Origin of the sequence: Nonomuraea sp. B5E05 (assembly GCF_039880665.1) — a bacterium.
In the GTDB taxonomy this organism is placed as follows: Bacteria; Actinomycetota; Actinomycetes; order Streptosporangiales; family Streptosporangiaceae; genus Nonomuraea.
Genome location: NZ_JBDPMJ010000046.1, coordinates 1 through 17,574, shown reverse-complemented (window position 1 = coordinate 17,574; position 17,574 = coordinate 1). Strand labels below are relative to the sequence as shown.

The following is a 17,574-nucleotide window of genomic DNA, read 5'->3' as shown; positions in this document are numbered from 1 at the left end:
GTGCTGGTCGTCCCAGGCGTGCACCGCGTCCCAGGATTCACCAACAGCTATCTCATCGAATCGGGTGACGGCACGCTGGTCCTGGTCGACTGCGGATTCCGCGGCCGCGTAGACAAGATCGTCCAGCACATCACCGCACTCGGCCACACCCTCGCCGACGTTACCGACATCCTGCTCACCCACCACCATCTCGACCATACCGGCGGGCTGCCCGAGCTCAGCCGCCGCACCGACGCGACCGTGCACGCCCACGCCGCCGACGCCCCGGTCATCCGCGGCCAAGCGCCCCGCCCGGGTGCCGACCGCTCCACCTGGACCGGCCGCCTGGCCGGAACCCGCATCCCGCCGCCCGCCCGGCCCGCCCACGTCCACGCCGAACTCACCGACGGCCAGACGCTCCCCCCTGCCGGTGGGATCCGAGTGATCCACACTCCCGGGCACACGATGGGACACTGCTCCTTCCTGCTGGAGCGGGACGGCGGGCTACTCCTGGCCGGTGACGCGGCGCTGCACCTCGGCAAACGTGTCGTCCCGCCGATCCCGCTCGCACTCAACGAGAACCTCAGGGCCGTACGGGACAGCTTCGACCGGCTCGGCCGTCTGCCGTTCCGCGTCGCGGCCTTCGGTACCGGCGCCCCGATCGCACGCGAGGACCAGCCGTGCTGGCGCGCTACGCCGGATTAGTGTAGTGATTTAGGTATATACATACTTAATGTTCGAGCCATAGGAGTGACATGGCAGCCGGCACCCGTATCACCGACCTGTCAGCGGATTTCCTCTCGATACCTCTCGATCGCCCTCTCGTCACGGCGGCCTTCCCGATTCCCGCCATCGACACAGCACTCGTCCGCATGCACACCAGCGGCGGCCATACCGGGGTGGCGTGGAGTTTCGCCTTCGGGCGCGGCAAGGTCGCCGCCCTGCTGCGCCTGATCGAGGATCTGGCCGAGTTCGTCATCGGCGAGGACGCGTCACACAACGAACGGCTGTGGGCGCGCATGTCCTCCGCCGTCGGCTTCATCGGAAGGCAGGGCCTGTCGGCGCTGGCCATGTCGGCCATCGACACCGCCTGCTGGGATGTCAAGGCGCAGGCCGCCGGGCTGCCGGTGTACCGGTTGCTCGGCGGCTACCGCGACAGCGTCGAAACCTACGCCAGCCAGGGGTTGTGGCTGGATCGTTCGCGCGATGAGCTGGCCGAGGAGGCGCGCAGCCTGGTGGAGCAGGGATTTCGCGCGGTCAAGATGCGCGCGGGCCTGCCGGATGAGGACGAGGACGTGGCCAGGGTCGGCGCCGTCCGTGAGGCGATCGGGCCGGACGTCAAGCTGATGGTGGATGCCAATCAGGCATGGGATTTCAAGCAGACGCTGCGTATGGCCGATCGACTGGCGCCGTACGATCTGTTCTGGCTGGAGGAGCCCATGCCGTACACATGGGTCGAGTCCTATGCCAGCGCGCGCTCGGCGATGGCGACACCGCTGTGCACGGGCGAGTCGAACTATCTCAGAGGCGAGCTGCGCACCCTCGTGGCCCGGGGCGCGGCCGACTACGTCATGCCGGATCTCATGCGCATGGGCGGGATGACCGAACTGGTCAAGGCCGTGCACTTGTGTGAGAACGTGCCGGTGACGCCGCATCTGTTCATGGAGCACTCCGTCCACCTCGCGGCGGGCCTGCCCCACGTGGTCTGGCAGGAGTTCCAGCCATGGTGGCAGCCGCTCTTGGAAGAGCCCGTCCGCCTGGTCGGCGGACGGCTGGAGCCGAGCCAGGAGCCCGGGTTCGGGATCAGGCTCTCCGGCGAGGCCGTGAAGAGGTTCGCGCTCTGATGCCCGAGGCCGATCTGCTGATCGAGGGCGGCATGGTGGTGACGTCCCTGGGCCGGCGCCGGGCCGACGTGGCGGTGCGCGACGGCCGCGTTCTCACCCTGGACGGCGGCAGACTCTCCGCGGCCGAGCGAAGGGACGCCGCCGGGCTCCTCGTGCTGCCCGGCGGCGTGGACACGCACGTGCACCTGATGGATCCCGGCAGCACGGAGCGCGAGGACTTCCCCAGCGGGACGAGGGCCGCCGCGGTGTCAGGCGTCACGACGATCATCGAACACTCTCACGGGAGGCCCGTACGAACCGTGAGCGACCTGCGGGAGAAGGTCGCCTATCTCGATGGCCGATCCAATGTGGACTTCGGACTGGCCGCCCACGCCTGGCCGGGGGACTCCGCCGCAGTCCCGGAACTCCGGCGGGCGGGAGTCGGCTTCTTCAAGGTGTTCACCTGTACCACGCACGGAGTGCCCGGTCACGACGCGGCGGCACTGCACGCCCATCTCAAGGCGACCACTGACGTGGGAGCTGTCAGCCTGATCCACTGCGAGGACGAATCGCTGACGGAGGACGCCGAATCCATCCTGCGGGCGGCGGAGCGCGACGACTTCGGCGTCATACCGGAATGGCGCAACCGCGAGGCCGAGATCGTGGCGGCCGCGGTGGCCGGGCTGCTGACGCGCCGGACCGGCGCGCGGGCCGTCGTCGCCCATGTCAGCAACCCCGAAGTGGCGGGCTACCTGGCCGCCGAACGCTCCAAGGGGGCGGGCCTGTACGCCGAGACCTGTCCGCAGTACCTCCTCCTCCGCGAGGAGGAGGTGCACGAGCACGGCCCGTTCCGCAAGTTCACGCCGCCCGCGCGGGCGCGGTGCCCGGCCGACGAGGAAGCCATGTGGCGACTGCTGCGCGATGGCGGGCTCACCCATGTCTCCTCCGACCACGCCCCCTCCACCGCGGCGCAGAAGACGTCCGGCGGCATCTGGGACGTGCACTTCGGCCTTCCCGGCCTGGACAGCACCATGGCCCTGCTCCTGGACGCCGCGGCCCGCGGCCTGCTCGCCTACGAGGATGTGGCCAGGCTGTACGCCGACGTGCCCGCCCGCGTCTACAGGCTGACGGGGAAGGGCCGGATCGCCCCGGGCTACGACGCGGATCTCGTCCTGGTCGATCCCGCCGCGCGCCGAACGCTTCGTGATGGCGATGTGCTGTCCAAGGCGGGGTGGACGCCCTACGACGGGATGGAGGTCACCGGCCGGGTGGAGGCCACCTACCTGCGCGGCGAACTGATCGCTGAGCACGGCCAGCCGGCCGACGGGCGCACAGGGCGCTTCATCGGCGGCTGACCATGCGTGAACGTCAGGCCGGATCGTGGGGTCAGGTGCGTCCGAACAGACGACGCAGCCAGCCCTTCAGGACCGAGACCAGGGATCCTCTGGTGAGTTTGAGCACGTCGACCGGCTGCTGCCGGGCGGCGTGCCTGGGCTTTCCCGGGACGGAGCGCCGGTGCTCGATCCTGGCGGAAACCTCGCGAACCGGCGGGCCTGGCTCGTCGCGAAGCAGCTCGGCCAGCGCCGCGGCGAACTGGTCGACGATCTTGTCCGCGACGTCGGCCATGATGCCGTGGCCGAGTTGGGCGGGCCGGCCGGTGATGTCGAGATCGGTGGCCAGGTCGACCCGTGTGGCACCGTCGGCGCCACCGAGCCGCATCGTGACCGTCGCGGCGGCGGTGCCCTGGCCGCGGGAATCCTTCCCGCGCGCGCTGATGGTGGCGGTGTACGAGCCGATGTCGGCGTCGACGATCTCGGCTCGCCCCTTGTACGTCAGGGTGATGGGCCCCACCTTGGCCTTGACCCGGCCGATGAACGTGTTGCCCTCGACCTCGTCAAGCTGTGCGCCCGGCATGCACGGCGCCACCCGCTCGATGTCGAGGAGCACGAGCCACGCCTGGTCGACGGGGACGGGGACGCTGAAGGTGCTCTCAATGCGCATGGTCGAGCCAGCGGTAGGTCAGCAGGATGTTCAGCCGGTGCAGCGAGTTCATGAGCGAGGAGAAGCGCAGGGCCTCCGCCTGATCCGCTCCGGGCGCCACGTCGAGCAGGTCGAGAGGGTCGTCCATGGGGACGGTGTCGAGCAGCTTGGCGACGTCGTGCCCTGCCTCCCGCTGCCTGGCCACCGAGGTCGCCAGACTGTTCAGGTAGGAGGACATCCAGCTCAGCGAGCTTTCGGCGTCGGTGAGCGGGCCGTGACCGGGGATCAGTGTGTCCACCCGCAAGGTGGCCCTGAGCGCCTGGATGGAGCGCAGGTACGCGACCGGGTCGCCGACGAGCAGCATGGGCGGGATGCCGGGGTGGCGCAGGAAGTTGCCCACCCAGGCCACCTTGGCGTCAGGCACGTGGACGATCGTGTCGCCGGAGCCGTTGCCGGGGCCGAAATGCCACAGGTGCACGACCCTGCCGCCCAGGTCGATCTCGCAGAACCGGTCGAACACGACGTCCGGCTGTCGCCAGGTGACCACCTCCTGCAGGCCGGGGTCGCCGTACATACTGTCTCCGCGCAGCCGCTTCTCCTCCGCCAGGTCCATCGTGGCCATGGCGGCCTTGTTGAGGCGGGAGGAGACGAGGGTGACGTCCTGCCCGAACGCGGTGTTCCCGAACGTGTGATCACCGTGGTAGGTGGTGTTCACCAGGAAGCGGATCGGCTTGTCGGTGATCCCTGCCACGACGTCCTGAATGTGCCGCCCGATGGTGGGAGTGATCCCCGAGTCGATGACGAGCGCGGCATCGTTCCCGACGATGAGCCCGTTGTTGTCCTTGGGCAGCTTGTTCGCCATGAGCCCGTAGACCCCGTCGGCCAGCGGCACGGGTTCGAGCCGCAGGCCCGCCGGGCTCAGGTTCGGCGCTATGAATCCCTCCTGCCGCTCGCTCGTCTCATGAATCACCGGAAGTGGCCAGCAGACCAAGGTGAACGCCTCCTCATGTAAAGATATAGGTATCAATATACGTAAAAAGTAACTAGCATGGCAAAGTGTCGTCAAGGTGCGGAGGAACGGTGGCGGACAACAGGCGGCGGATCCACGTGCTCGCGTTGGGTGGCACGATCGCGATGACCGGCGGCTCCGACGCGGGAGGCGCCTCCCCCACGCTGGACGCGGACATCCTGGTGGAGGCCGTTCCCGAGGCGGCACGATGGGCGCGGATCGAGGCGGAGACGTTTCTGAAGGCTCCCGGAGCGCAGCTGAGGCTCACCGACCTCGTACGCCTCAGCAGCCGGATCAAGGAGTTGCTCGGACAAGGGGCCGAGGGCGTCGTCGTGACCCAGGGAACCGACACCATCGAGGAAACCGCGATGGCGCTCGACCTGCTGAGCGACGCCCACCAGCCGATCGTGGTGACCGGCGCGATGCGGAACCCGGCACAGGCGGGTGCCGACGGCCCCGCCAACCTGCGCAACGCCGTTCTCGTCGCGGCCGGCGACCGGGCGCCCGGCCTCGGCGTGCTCGTCACGATGAACGACGAGATCCACGCCGCGAGATTCGTACGAAAAACGCACGCCAGCCGCCCCTCGGCGTTCACCTCGGCGCTCCCCCTGGGCTGGATAGCCGAGGACCGGGTGCGCATCCCGGTCCAGCCGTCAGCCCGAGTCCATGTGGCCCTGCCGCCCACGTCGGAACCCGCACCGGTCGCCCTGGTGAGCGTGGCACTGGGCGACGACGGGCGGATGCTGCGCCTGCTCGCCGAGCAGGGCTACCAGGGCGCCGTGGTGGCCGGCTTCGGGGTGGGTCATGTGCCCGAGTGGCAGGTCACCGAGCTCGCGAAGCTCGGACGACGGATGCCTGTGGTGATCGGGTCCCGCACCGGCGAAGGCGAGGGCTTCAGGCACACCTACGGTTTCGACGGATCCGAACGCGATCTCCTGCGCAGAGGGCTCATCAGCGCGGGCGCACTCGATCCACTCAAGGCCCGCGTCCTGCTGTCCCTCGCCCTGGGTGCGGGCTGGCCGTCCGCCCGCATCGCCGAGGCGCTCGACACGCTTTCCGGTTGATTCGCATGTTCACCTGATGAAGAAGGGGACTATGTTCGTGATTCCTGGTGAATGGCTCGCGGCGGATGAGGCCGCGGGCATCGATCTCACAGTGAACGACCAAGCTCTCCGGTTCGACGCGCCCCCGCGACGCACACTCGCGGACGCCCTGCGCGACAACGGTTTCACCGGCGTCCGCGTGGGATGCGAGCAGGGCTCCTGCGGCACCTGCACGGTGCTGGTCGACGATCAGCCCGTCCGGTCCTGCCTGGTGCTGGCGGTCCAGGCCGAGGACAGCTCGGTCGAGACCGTCGAGGGTCTGGCCGGCGAGGCGGAACTGCACGCGTTGCAACGGGCCTTCCATGAACATGGCGCGTTGCAGTGCGGGTTCTGCACGCCAGGGTTCCTCATGCTCGCCGCAGGGCTGTTGCGCGGAGATCCCAAGGCGTCACCAGAACGGGTGCGAGAGGTCCTGGCCGCCAATTTGTGCAGATGCACCGGTGGCCTTCCCATCCTGCGGGCCGTCCTCGCAGCGCAACGAGAATTGCTAGAAGAGGAGACGCGGTGAAGCCGCCGGCCTTCCGCTACACGCGCGCCTCGTCACTCGCCCAAGCGCTCGACCTGGTGGCACAGGCGGGTGAGGACGCCAAGTTCCTGGCCGGCGGCCAGAGCTTGATGCCGCTGCTCGCCCTGCGGATGTCACGGCCCTCCCATCTGGTGGACATCGACCGCCTGCCGGGACTCGATCTCATCCGTGAGGTCGATGGCGGGCTCGCCGTCGGCGCACTGGTCCGGCACGCGGCCCTGGAACGCTCGGCCGGGCTCGTCGGCCCGTGGCAGGCTCTGCGCGACGCCGCCGCGCACATCGGCCACCATCCGATACGGCTGCGCGGCACGTTCGGGGGCAGCATCGCGCACGCGGATCCCGCCGCGGAGTTGCCCGTCGTGGCCACCGCGATGTCGGCGAGCTTCCTCGTGCGCTCGTCCGGGCGAGAACGTACGATCCCGGCCGCGGAGTTCTTCGCCGGGCCGCTCATGACCGCGCTCGAACCCGACGAGCTCCTGGTGGAAGCCCTTTTCCCGGCACCGTTCCCGCAGACGCGCAGTGCCTTCGAGGAGTTCAGCCCGCGCGCCGGGGACTTCGCCCTGGCCTCCGCCGCCGTCGCGCTCGCCCTGGACGGCTCCGGCCGGGTGGCGGACGCACGCATCGCACTCGGCGGCATCGCCGGAGCGCCGTCCCGCACGTACGAGGCCGAAGCCGCCCTGAACGGCGAGCACCTGGCGGATGACGTCATCCGGGAAGCGGCCGGACGGGCGGCGGCCACCTGTGAGGCAACCAATCGCGCGGAACTCGTCGCCACGCTCGTGCGGCGAGCCCTGCGACGTCTGAAGGGGGAACAGTGACACGACTCATCGGTGCCAGCGTTGAACGATCCGCCAACCTGCCGCATCTGACCGGGGCGTCGCGGTTCGTCGCCGACATCCAGCGCGACGGGCAAGTGCACGCCAGAATCGTGCGCAGCCCCGTCGCCCACGCCCGCATTCTCGGGATCGATACCGGAGAGGCCGAGGCCGTCCCCGGCGTCATCGCCGTGATCACGGCGGCCGACCTGCCCGATGTCCGCATCCCGATCCGGCTGGCGATGGCGGAGACTCCCATGGCCAACCGCTTCCTGCAGCCGCCGCTGGCCCGCGACGTGGTGCGTTACGTGGGCGAGCCACTCGCCGTCGTGGTGGCCACGGACCCCTATCTCGCCGAGGACGCGGCCGAACTCGTCGATGTGGACCTTGAGGAGCTGGACGTGGTCGCGAACCTCGGCTCCGGCGCTCCGGTCGTCCACCAGGAGGCGGGCGGAAACGTGGTCGTCACCGTCCCGCTCCGCTCCGGCGACGTGGACGCGGCCTTCGCCAAGGCCGACGTGGTGGTCAGGGACCGCCTGCGCGTGCACCGGCACACCGCCGTCCCGATGGAGACGCGCGGACTCGTCGCCGAGGTGGATCAGAACTCGGGGCGCCTCACCCTGTGGGGCGCCGCCAAGGTCAAGCACTTCACCCGCCAGGCGCTGAGCGACATGCTCGGCATCGGCCGCGACCGGATCCGACTGGTCGAGGGAAACGTCGGAGGCGGCTTCGGGGTGCGGGGCGAGCCCTATCCCGAGGACTTCCTGATCGCCTTTCTCGCGCTGCGGCTTGGCCGGCCGGTCAAGTGGGTCGAAGATCGGGCCGAGCACTTCGTCGCCACCAACCACGCCCGCGAGCAGGAGCATGAGCTGGAGATCGCGGCCACGGCGGACGGGCGGCTGCTCGCCTTCCGCGACCTGGCGCGCTGCGACCAGGGCGCCTACGTCAGGTCCCAGGGCATCCTGCCCGCGCTGCTGCCCGCGTTGCACCTGGCGGGGCCGTATCGCTGGGAGGCGTTCTCCATCGAGTCGACCGGCGTGATCACCAACCGTACCCCTGTCGGCACCTATCGCGGCCCCGGCATGACCGAGGCCACATTCGTCCGCGAGCGCATGCTCGACCGGCTCGCCGCCGAACTGGGGCTCGACCCCGCGGAGATACGACGGCGCAACCTGATCCCGCCGGACGCTCTGCCGTTCACCTTCGCGCCGGCTCCGGGCTCGGCGGATGCGCCGACCACGTACGAGAGCGGGGATTTCCCCGCCTGCCTCGACCACCTGCTCGCACGCGCCGGCTACGAGGACCTCTGCCGCCTGCGGGACTCGCGCCGCGCGGCGGGCGAGTGTGTCGGGATCGGCCTGGCCACCTACACCGAGGTGGGGTCCATGGGCCCGTTCGAGGAGGCCAGGATCGTGCCCACCACGAACGGCCGCTTCGTCGTGCACGTCGGCGTCGCCTCGCTCGGTCAAGGTGTGGAGACCGTACTGGCCCAGATCGCCGCGGAGGCGCTGGCTGTACCGATGGAAGCCGTCTCCATCGATCACCGCGACACCGACGCCCTCGCGAACGGGTTCGGCGCCTTCGCCAGCCGGTCGACCACCCTGGCCGGCAACGCCATCGTCCTGGCCGCCCAGGACCTGCGCCGGCGGGCCGCCGAGCGACTCGGCGTGGATCCCGCCGACGTGGAGTTCTCCTCGGGGCGCGCGATGGCGGAGTCCGGCGCGCCGGTCGCGCTCCACGAGCTCGGCGAGGGGTACGGACGGTTCGACAAGCCGCATCCGAGCTTCTCCTTCGGCGCGGCGCTGTCCTTCGTCTCGGTCGATCGCGGCACCGGACGCGTCCGGGTGCTGCGCCATCTCGTGCTGCATGACGTGGGCCGGGCGGTCAACCCCGAACTGCTGCGTGGCCAGCTCGCCGGGGCAGCTGCCCAGGGCATCGGCGGGACGCTGCTGGAGGAGCTGTGCTACGACGAGCAGGGCCAGCCGCAGAGCACCACCTTCGCCGACTACCGGATGCCCACGGTGGAGGACCTGCCCGAGATCGAGGTCATCATCGCCGAGTATCCGACACCGGCCAACCCGCTGGGCGTCAAAGGCGGAGGGGAGTCCGGGATGGTGGCCACTCCCGCGGCCATCGCCAACGCGGTCGCCGACGCGCTCGGCGGCGCGAAGGTGACCGCGCTCCCCCTCACCGCGGAGCGGGTCCTCGACCTGCTCCGCGGTGAGGACGATCACACGTGGCGGAACTCGCGGTCGTAGTAGAGCACCGGGTCTCCCTCGCCGACGCCCGCGGCGTAGACCTCGCCCAGCAGGATGACGTGGTCGCCCGCGGGGAAGCGGGCCACCGTGCCGCATTCGAGGGTCGCCAGCGCCCGGTCGAGGACGGGCAGGCCACGCGATCCGGCCGAGAAGTCCAGCCCCGCGAACTTGTCGTCCCCGTGCTGGGCGAACCGGTGCGCGACGCTCTCCTGCCCCGAGGCCAGGATGTTCACCGCGAACTCCGCCGCCTCGTCGAAGGCCTGATAGCACTGCGCGGACCGGGCCAGGCACACCAGGATCTGCGGCGGTTCCATCGACACCGAGCTGAACGAACTGGCCGTGAAACCCCAGCGCCGGCCCACCCGGTCCACGGTGGTGACGACCACCACACCGGTCGGGAACTTCGCGAACACCCGCTTGAGGTTCACTGTGCCTCCTCCGCTTGGTGCGGCCGGCGCAGACCCAGCCTCTCCAGCCTGGGCATGGGACGGTCCCCGCCGTACGGAGCGGGACGGGTGAACGCGCCCTTGAGCCGGAAATACTCTCCGTCGAAATCGAAGGGCTCCGCTTCCTCCCACAGCCTCTTGACCAGCGTGGTCCACTCCTCGGTGTAGGCGTAACGCTGACCGTGCTCCATCATCTCGACGCCGAACATCAGGAAGTCCGGCTCGGCCGAGCCGGAGACGATGTTCAGGCCGAACCTGCCGTGCCCGATGTGGTCGCAGGTCACGGCCTGCTTCGCGGCGAAGATCGGGCTCACGAAGGGGGCGTGCACCGTGGCGAAGATCGTGATTCGCTCCGTCCGGCCGAGCAGACCGGCAGCCCAGGTGAGCGCCTCGAAGGTGTGACCGTCCGTCTCGGCGGCGCCCTTGAGCTGTGACCACTGCGCCAGGGGCAGCATGAACTCCAGCCCGGCCTGATCGGCCATCGTGGCCAGGGCGACGTTGTTGTCCCAGCTCGCGTTCCATCGTTGGGCGGCTGTGGTCTTCGTCAGTCCGCCCCACACGTTCGACGCGAACACACCGAGTTGGAAGGTGTTGTCGCTCATCTTTCGCATTCGTCTCTCCAAAGTGATCCGCATTGGCGGGGGTGTCCCGTGCTCCATAGGTTCGGAGATACTGTCGGGACTACGTATTCACGTACTCAAAGGACTACTCATGTCGCTCCGGCACGCCTTGCTCGCCATCCTCACCGCGGAGCCGATGACCGGCTATGACCTGGTGAAATACTTCGACGGCAGCATCGCGTTCGTGTGGAACGCACCTCATAGCCAGATCTATCCGGAGTTGCGGCGGATGGAGCGTGACGGCCTGGTGGAGGTGCGTGTGGTACCGCGCGGTGAGAAGGCGGAGAAGCGCATCTACTCCATCAGCGAGACCGGATTCGCGGAACTGCGGAACTGGCTGACCACCCTGGCTCCGTACCAGGGGGAACGTGACCAGTACCGGTTGAGGTCCGCGCATTTCGAGATGGCCACCTACGATGCGGCGCGACGCCAGCTGCGGGAACATCTCCGGCACTACTCCCAGGCGTTGCGAGAGTGGGAGCAGATGGTCGATGACCTCGAAAACCGCCGGGTGTCCTTGCTACAGCAGCGACTCGCCCAGCGCCCCGAGGCCGAGCACGAGGCGATCATCGCCTTCAGGAGGTTCGCGTTCCGCGGCGAGGCGGCCAAGGCTCGTACCGAGATCGCCTGGGCCGAGGAGGGCCTCGCGCTGCTCGACGACCTGGAGGCGAAGCGGGTGCCACTCTGGGGCGAGGAAAAGGCCGGCGCGGCTCAGAAGGGGTAGGTGGTCTGGCCGGCACGGCGGGTCACCCACTGCCACTCGGCGAACGCCTCCAGGTCGGCCGTGCCTCCGAAAGCGTCACCGTTGCCGGAGGTTCCCATGCCGCCGAAGGGCGCCCACGTGTCGTACGCGATGGTCTGGTCGTTGACGTGCACCGCCCCGCTGCGCAACTGGTCGGCGATCGCGGCCGCCCGTGTCTCCGATGCGCTCCGCACGGCCGCGGTCAGGCCGTAGTCGCCCAGGTTGGCCAGAGCGACCGCCTCCTCATCGCTGTCGAAGGCGACGACGGGCGCCACCGGCCCGAAGATCTCCTCGACGAACGCCGGCATGAGCTCCGACACCTCGCTCAGCACCGTCGGTGAGTAGAACGGCCCGTCGTGTGTGCCACCCGTGACCACGACGGCGCCGGCCTCGATGCTGTCGTCCACGATCCGCCGCACCCGGTCGAGCTGCGCCGGGCTGACGATCGGCCCGAGCTGCACGTCCCCCAGAGCCGGATCGCCCACACGCAGAGCCCTGGCCCGCTCGGCGAGCCGTTCCACGTATGCGTCAGCGATCGAGCGATGCACGAGATGCTTTCCCGCGGTCATGCAGACCTGCCCCTGATGCATGAACGCCGCCCACGCGCCGGCGGAGGCGGCCGCGTCCACGTCAGCGTCGTCCAGCACGATGAAGGCGTTGTTGCCACCGAGTTCCAGCACACACTTCTTCAGGAGCGGAGCGCACGCCGTGGCCACCAGGCGGCCCACCGCGGTCGAGCCGGTGAAAGAGATCATCGCGGTTCGGGAGTCGGCGACGATCGCCTCACCTACATCGGCGTCCCCCGGCAAGACTTGCAGCACCCCTGAAGGCAGCCCCGCCTCTTCGAAGAGACGGGCCAGCAGCACGCCGCCACTGACCGGGGTGAGCGGGTTCGGCTTGAGGAGCACGGCGTTACCGGTGGCCAACGCCGGTGCGAGCATGCGCAGGGCCAGAACGAACGGGAAGTTCCACGGCGTGATCACGCCGACCACCCCGCGCGGCACGCGCCGGGCCAGGCTAAGCACCCCGACCGGCGAGGGAAGGACCTCGCCGGATGGGCGGGTGGTGACAGCGGCGGCCTGGAGCAGGTTCTCCCGGCTCTTGAGCAGCTCGAACTCGGCCTTGTGCCGGATACCGCCGGTCTCACGCATGAGCCACTCGACCAGTTCGGCGTGGTTCTGCGTGATCAGCTCGGCTGCTCGTACGAAGACGTCGCGGCGTCCTTCCGCAGGCGTGTCCGCCCATCCCCGCTGAGCCGTCTTCGCGTCGTAGGCGGCGCGCGCGACGTCCGTCGCATCGGCCGTTCCGAGCTCGGCGAGGCTCTCTCCCGTCGATTTGTCCAGGACCGCCAGCGTGGGACCGTTGCCGTATTCCCGCAGCGTAGAGCCGAAATCAGGAGCCAGCTTCATGGGACCTCCCCAATGGAGCATTGGTCTAGTCTTTACGTAAGACTATACCTATATAGATGCTTAAATGTCATCAGTTGTGGGCACTTGATGGCGAGACTCCTCCCCCTTCTCTCCGATGCGGAGCCGCGACCATCGACCACCAGGTCAGTGGCCCTGCCCGCGTACAAGGGAGCCGGCTGCACCGCGACAGTCTCGTTACCGACGACGCCGTCCGCTCCGCCCGACGCCTCGGCATCCGCGTCATCGAGGTCGGCGGTTCACACGAGGCCCCCGTCGTTGCCGCCCCTACCTCCAGGCGGCGGAAAGCCACACCACCTGACTCAGGCCCGCCGAGGCGTTTTCCGCCTGGCCGACGAGCGTGTCATTCCGACCAGCTGTGCGAACTAATGGTCGATCGGTTCCAGGGCGATGACGGGAAGGATTCTGCACGCCTCCGCCTGCCGGGTGGCCCAGCGTGGATCCGTCTTCACAGCGCGGGCAAACGCACGTTCCCGATCCTCGCCCTGCAGCACGATCGCTGTGGCTCGGCAGGCGCGTATGCCGGTCTCCAATGTGACTTGGGGGTCTGCGACCAGGTACCAGTCCGGTTCTGCCGGCGAGCCACCAGCCACGGCAATGACGAGGAAACGTCTGCCATCCGGCACGTAGCTCAGCGGGACGGTGTGCCAGGCGCCCGTCCAGCCTCCGGTAGTGGCCAAAAGGAGCAGGCGGTCACCTTGGAAGACGCCGCCAACGTGGCCGTCGCTGGTACGGAACTCCTCGATGATCTGCCGGTTGGCCATACTGAAAGTCACGGCCTGATGTTGGTGCACCCGCTGGGTAATCAATCGGGAACGGGTCAATCTTTTCGGAAGTGAGCTGGCCAATCAGAAAACCACGCTGGTCTGCAATCATTGAAGACGGACAGGGTTCCGAGTACATAAGGCTTCGCAATGGGCACGAGTACCGTTCTTACGAGCGTCGTCAATACGGTGCGATACTACGTCACATACCAGACGCCAATGATGCGCCAGAACGGCGCTGGATACTTGTAACCGGGCTCGGAGCAGTAGCCGAGACCGGGGCGGGATGGTACCTCTCGCAGCATTGGCGTACCCTTGCCAAAAACGTATCCGCCAAGCAGGATTTTATCGCTGTCGTCTCAGTAGGCTCGTATTCCGACCGTACGCCAAGGCTGGAAGAGGCATTCGTGGCTGTGCCAGGCGGAGGCACATCCTAACGACCTCGCCGAAGAGCGCGAATGAGTCAACGTGCCGGAAGGCGTCGGTCGCCTCCTTGTACCGGCCACCGTGCCAGGGAGTAGCCCCAGGTCGGCACCAGCCTGGCCTTCCCGCCTGCGGTCGCCAGTGGCGCGGAAGGCCTCGACGGCGCGGCGGTAGACGGTGAACGCGTCGGCGGTCCGGCTTCGCCGCCAGAACTCGGTGCTCAGCCGGTCAAGGATCTGGGCGAATGCGTCAGAGTCGCCGAGAAACTCCCCGGAAGTGAGCGTGCGCTTGTTGAGCACGATGCGGGCAGGGACGTTCGAGTTCTCCGGGGTGGCCTCGTGGATGGCCAGGGCGAGGTGCACGGCGTTGACGTGCCTGCCCGAGGCAACGACGTACTGCTAAAGAGCCATCACGTTCGGGTACTCGGTGATCTGCCAACTCCAGCCCGGGTGTTACCGGGGTAGTGGCCACCGAGCCGTGCATTGACCCCGGCACGCCTGGCCTGCGCGGCCCGGGCGGCGTGCAGGTAGTGGTCGAGCAGACGCGTGATGGTGCCGTCATCTTCGTCGGTGTCGCCGTGCTGGGCGGCATGGCCCCGGATGAGGTCGTGCAGGTGCCACCGGTCGCTCCTGTCCCCGGTGTCGAACAGGTGAGCCTGGCGCAGTTTGCGTAGCAGGATGCAGGTGTCCGCGGCGGGCACCCGGAGAGGGCGGCAGACCGCCGCACACGTCGGCGAGCCGGCGCATTGCCGCGCTTGCGGCCGCGGCTCCCCTTGCTGCCCCAGCGCATCGAACCTCGAAGTGCGCAGAACGTGAATGCTTAGCTCGTAAGGTGTGGTTCAGCAATCACAGATCCTCGCGAGTGGAGATATTTCATATCATTCTTGGCCGATCGAGGGGAGCGTTTCGGTATTAGGAATCGCCAGGGTTCCACCTTGCCGCACCTCATCCATAACGGCCTGTGCGGATACGCTGGAGTTGTGGTGGGGATACGGAACTCCAGCGGGAGCAGTCAAGCCCAGAAAGGCGCACAGCGGTGCCCAGCCGTGCGCGGCTTCATGAACGAGTAGACGATCGGAGGGGATGCTCTCGATGACCTGAGCTGTGTGCCTCTCGAACAACTCGACCGCTTCTCTTTCAGCAGGCATCACCACACCTGGCCCGTTCCCAAATGTATTGATCCACATTCGGGCCGAGATGGATCGTATTGCGTCGACCCCTGGAACGCCCCACATGGATTCGGGGGCACGGACCATCGTGAAAATTGTTTTCCTCATGCTCGTGTACCAGTCTTGCGGGTCGCGGACCGTAAGAATCACCTTAGATTCAGGGTAGGCCATGACAAGCTCACGCCAGAAGTATGCACTCGGCCAGTCCACCGCCGAGCGGTAGCCATGCAGAGCTGTTTCCCATTGGACCGTGCCGGTTGCCAGCGCCTGTGCCCAAGGCTCTGCCCGGTCCGGATGTACAGCCAACTCCTGCATATGATGACACGGGTCGATGCCCAAATTCTCCAGTGCGGCCTTCAGTGAGGTGGTGCCTGTGCGCGGCAATCCCACACCGATAACATCAATTTTCGTCATGGCGCATCCTTTGCCATCTATGGACGTGCGAGCTGTGAAAAACTTAGATCCGAGGCGTATTCGCGATGGATTCTTCCAGCCATGCGTTTGACGGGGATATCTCTTGAACCGCTGCCAATAAGTGTATGAACGCCTATTTGCCTGGTCAACTTCTGCCCCTCCGCTCATCGCTCCGCCGAAGCTTCTTTCGGCTAACTCGTGCCGAGCAAGTGATGTTGGACCGCAGGCCCGATCCAAGCGATGATCTCTTCTCGACTCATGTCCACCACCGGTTGAAACGCAAGGACAAAGCGACACAACGCCAGGCCTAGGATCTGACTGGACGCCAGTGCCGCACGTCTTGCCGCTTCGGGTGTGTCTCCCAGCAGGGCAACCGCCACGGGGACCAACTGAGTAGCGAAGAGTGAGCGCATGTGTTCAACGGCGACCGGATTGGTGCAGCTTGCGCGCAGCAGAACTTGGATCGTCTCATCACGTTCCCAGCGACTCAAGAAAGCGTCGACAAGAGTGGCGCCGACCCTGTCACGGGGAATCGTTCTCGGATCTGGCAATGCTAGATCATGCTGGGCAGCCGCGACAAAAAGACGTTCTTTGCTGCCGAAGTAACGAATAATCATGGCAGGATCGATGCATGCGTCGGCGGCTATCGCTCGCATCGTAGCTCGACCATAGCCGTCGGCGGCGAATCGTTTCCGCGCCGCCTTCAAAATGGCCGCCCGAGACCTGTCTGATGATCTCATCATGCGAACAATCGCAGACCAACACATGTTGGCATAGGCGTGAGGTAATGAATCCGTGCAGGGTTTCCTCGAAACCTGAGAAAATCGTTGAGCGGCCCCTTGGTTCTGGTCGCTCTCAATGCCGGGTGATCAGTCACAAATGTACACGCTGCTTCGCAGCACCACCGAACTCGCTGGGCAAGCCGAACAGTTTGACTCGAAGCCGGTCGAACGTACGATCCGGCAGCCAGCGGGCCATGGATGCCAGCAGCCGAGCGTCTTTTCCCGTCAGGTATCGCGTTGCGGGCTTGGAGGCGGTCAACGCGCGCAGCACCACCTTGGCGACGACGTCGGGATCGCTGCCCGCTTGCTCCCGTTCGTAAGCCATGTCGGTCATGGACCGATAGCTCGCCTCATAGTGTGTGCGTTGGTCGTCCGTCATCTGCGCCACGACGTCTTCGACGTCGTGGCGTAGCTTGTGTATCGCCGAGGTGTGGATCGAGGCAGGTTCCACCAGCACGACATGAACGCTCCACGGGCGCAGCTCAAGGCGCAGCGCCTCGGTAATCGACGCGAACGCCCATTTGGAGGAGCAGAGCGGAGCGCCGAAGGGCAGGGTTAGCCGGTCGCCGACGGATCCGATGTTTATGATCCGCCCCGTTGCACGGCGCAGCAAGGGCAGGAACGCCTGGATCACTGCCACCTGACCGACGACGTTGACTTCGTACTGCCATCGAAGCGTTTCCGGAGGGATGACCTCCATCGGCCATGCCAGCCCGATTCCGGCATTGTTCACCAGACCTGCCAGCGGGAGGCCGGATTTATCAACTTCTCTGGCCGCCTCCGCGACTCTTTCGGCGTCTGTGACATCAAGAATCAGTGGTGTCAGGGACCCCGTCGTCAACAGTTGCAACGCCGTTCCGTCGCTTTCCTTCCGCACGCCCGCAAAGACGTGGTATCCGGCATTGGCCAGCCTGACCGCTGTTGCCTGGCCAATCCCACTGGAAGCCCCGGTTACCACTACTGCCCCGAGAGGGGAGCTATTACTTCTCATTACTGTCCTCCGTAAGCGTGATCAATACGGGGTTCTATATTTGATGGCTCCCGCCGGGCTTCAAGCAGTGTCCACCGGCGAAGCTGACGACAGGAAACGAAACAGCCCTCCTTCCCGGCCGACTGGTTCCGCAACGAAGCCGGCTCGCAAAGCATCCTCGGTATGGTCGGGGCTCAAGCCCGGGTTCGACATAATTCCGCGGCCTGGAGGCCCGAATCTAGCTCCTGACCTGTGCTGACATGGGTGTAGGCGCCTGGAGGGCGTTTCTCTAGGCGGAGCTGTTCGCCTGGTTCAGCGGGGTGCG

18 protein-coding genes are annotated in these 17,574 nt (G+C 67.1%); 9 read left to right on the top strand and 9 right to left on the bottom strand.

The window, feature by feature from the left end:
- Genes ABGB01_RS43100 through ABGB01_RS43090 form a run of 3 tightly spaced genes read left to right on the top strand, consistent with a single transcriptional unit; the run spans nt 1 to nt 3,157 of the window.
- Nucleotides 1-684, top strand: coding sequence for an MBL fold metallo-hydrolase (locus ABGB01_RS43100; RefSeq protein ID WP_347779871.1), 684 nt, complete (start codon nt 1-3; stop codon nt 682-684).
- Nucleotides 685-734: 50 nt separating this feature from the next.
- Nucleotides 735-1,823, top strand: a complete 1,089-nt coding sequence (locus ABGB01_RS43095) for a mandelate racemase/muconate lactonizing enzyme family protein (RefSeq protein ID WP_347779869.1) — start codon at nt 735-737, stop codon at nt 1,821-1,823.
- Entirely contained in the window at nt 1,823-3,157 is a 1,335-nt protein-coding gene (locus ABGB01_RS43090; RefSeq protein ID WP_347779867.1) for a dihydroorotase family protein, read from the top strand. Before ABGB01_RS43095 ends, ABGB01_RS43090 begins: the two co-directional genes overlap by 1 nt.
- A gap of 31 nt (nt 3,158-3,188) precedes the next feature.
- Here ABGB01_RS43090 and ABGB01_RS43085 read toward each other — a convergent pair whose 3' ends face one another.
- The gene (locus tag ABGB01_RS43085) at nt 3,189-3,803 is read right to left on the bottom strand and encodes an SRPBCC family protein (protein ID WP_347779865.1); all 615 of its coding nucleotides are present in this window, start codon (nt 3,801-3,803) and stop codon (nt 3,189-3,191) included.
- Nucleotides 3,793-4,752, bottom strand: coding sequence for an MBL fold metallo-hydrolase (locus ABGB01_RS43080; protein WP_347779864.1), 960 nt, complete (start codon nt 4,750-4,752; stop codon nt 3,793-3,795). The genes ABGB01_RS43085 and ABGB01_RS43080 overlap by 11 nt, the downstream gene beginning before the upstream one ends.
- Nucleotides 4,753-4,862: 110 nt before the next feature.
- Here ABGB01_RS43080 and ABGB01_RS43075 point away from each other — a divergent pair, with 110 nt between their 5' ends.
- Genes ABGB01_RS43075 through ABGB01_RS43060 form a run of 4 tightly spaced genes read left to right on the top strand, consistent with a single transcriptional unit; the run spans nt 4,863 to nt 9,493 of the window.
- Complete coding sequence (locus ABGB01_RS43075) at nt 4,863-5,855, top strand: asparaginase (protein WP_347779863.1); 993 nt, start codon at nt 4,863-4,865, stop codon at nt 5,853-5,855.
- A gap of 16 nt (nt 5,856-5,871) precedes the next feature.
- On the top strand, nt 5,872-6,402 hold the full coding sequence (locus ABGB01_RS43070; RefSeq protein WP_347779862.1) for a (2Fe-2S)-binding protein: 531 nt from the start codon (nt 5,872-5,874) through the stop codon (nt 6,400-6,402).
- Nucleotides 6,399-7,238 (top strand): FAD binding domain-containing protein, encoded by an 840-nt coding sequence (locus ABGB01_RS43065; RefSeq protein WP_347779861.1) that lies wholly within the window; start codon nt 6,399-6,401, stop codon nt 7,236-7,238. The genes ABGB01_RS43070 and ABGB01_RS43065 overlap by 4 nt, the downstream gene beginning before the upstream one ends.
- Nucleotides 7,235-9,493, top strand: a complete 2,259-nt coding sequence (locus ABGB01_RS43060) for a xanthine dehydrogenase family protein molybdopterin-binding subunit (protein WP_347779860.1) — start codon at nt 7,235-7,237, stop codon at nt 9,491-9,493. The genes ABGB01_RS43065 and ABGB01_RS43060 overlap by 4 nt, the downstream gene beginning before the upstream one ends.
- Here the strand turns inward: ABGB01_RS43060 and ABGB01_RS43055 are convergent.
- Together ABGB01_RS43055 and ABGB01_RS43050 are read right to left on the bottom strand one after the other, a co-directional pair.
- Nucleotides 9,466-9,921: a flavin reductase family protein gene (locus ABGB01_RS43055; RefSeq protein WP_347779858.1), complete on the bottom strand. Its 456-nt coding sequence runs from the start codon at nt 9,919-9,921 to the stop codon at nt 9,466-9,468. The two genes, ABGB01_RS43060 and ABGB01_RS43055, sit on opposite strands and share 28 nt — an antisense overlap.
- On the bottom strand, nt 9,918-10,550 hold the full coding sequence (locus ABGB01_RS43050) for an LLM class flavin-dependent oxidoreductase (RefSeq protein WP_347779856.1): 633 nt from the start codon (nt 10,548-10,550) through the stop codon (nt 9,918-9,920). Before ABGB01_RS43050 ends, ABGB01_RS43055 begins: the two co-directional genes overlap by 4 nt.
- A gap of 100 nt (nt 10,551-10,650) precedes the next feature.
- On the opposite strand from ABGB01_RS43050, the gene ABGB01_RS43045 reads away from it, so the two are divergent.
- Nucleotides 10,651-11,283 carry a PadR family transcriptional regulator gene (locus ABGB01_RS43045; protein ID WP_347779854.1) on the top strand — a complete coding sequence of 211 codons (633 nt, stop codon included), beginning with the start codon at nt 10,651-10,653 and terminating at the stop codon, nt 11,281-11,283.
- On the opposite strand, the gene ABGB01_RS43040 is transcribed toward ABGB01_RS43045, so the two are convergent.
- Both ABGB01_RS43040 and ABGB01_RS43035 read right to left on the bottom strand, forming a co-directional pair.
- Entirely contained in the window at nt 11,271-12,710 is a 1,440-nt protein-coding gene (locus ABGB01_RS43040) for an aldehyde dehydrogenase family protein (RefSeq protein ID WP_347779853.1), read from the bottom strand. The two genes, ABGB01_RS43045 and ABGB01_RS43040, sit on opposite strands and share 13 nt — an antisense overlap.
- 383 nt (nt 12,711-13,093) lie before the next feature.
- A complete protein-coding gene (locus tag ABGB01_RS43035; protein ID WP_347779852.1) occupies nt 13,094-13,504 on the bottom strand; it encodes a nitroreductase/quinone reductase family protein in 411 nt (136 codons plus the stop codon).
- 874 nt (nt 13,505-14,378) lie between these two features.
- On the opposite strand from ABGB01_RS43035, the gene ABGB01_RS43030 reads away from it, so the two are divergent.
- On the top strand, nt 14,379-14,588 hold the full coding sequence (locus ABGB01_RS43030) for a hypothetical protein (protein ID WP_347779850.1): 210 nt from the start codon (nt 14,379-14,381) through the stop codon (nt 14,586-14,588).
- Between the two features lie 204 nt (nt 14,589-14,792).
- On the opposite strand, the gene ABGB01_RS43025 is transcribed toward ABGB01_RS43030, so the two are convergent.
- From ABGB01_RS43025 to ABGB01_RS43015, 3 genes are all read right to left on the bottom strand, one after another.
- The gene (locus ABGB01_RS43025) at nt 14,793-15,497 is read right to left on the bottom strand and encodes a sulfotransferase family protein (RefSeq protein WP_347779848.1); all 705 of its coding nucleotides are present in this window, start codon (nt 15,495-15,497) and stop codon (nt 14,793-14,795) included.
- A gap of 191 nt (nt 15,498-15,688) precedes the next feature.
- Nucleotides 15,689-16,237 carry a TetR family transcriptional regulator gene (locus tag ABGB01_RS43020; protein ID WP_347779846.1) on the bottom strand — a complete coding sequence of 183 codons (549 nt, stop codon included), beginning with the start codon at nt 16,235-16,237 and terminating at the stop codon, nt 15,689-15,691.
- A gap of 133 nt (nt 16,238-16,370) precedes the next feature.
- The gene (locus ABGB01_RS43015) at nt 16,371-17,270 is read right to left on the bottom strand and encodes an SDR family oxidoreductase (RefSeq protein ID WP_347779844.1); all 900 of its coding nucleotides are present in this window, start codon (nt 17,268-17,270) and stop codon (nt 16,371-16,373) included.
- Nucleotides 17,271-17,574 lie beyond the last annotated feature (304 nt).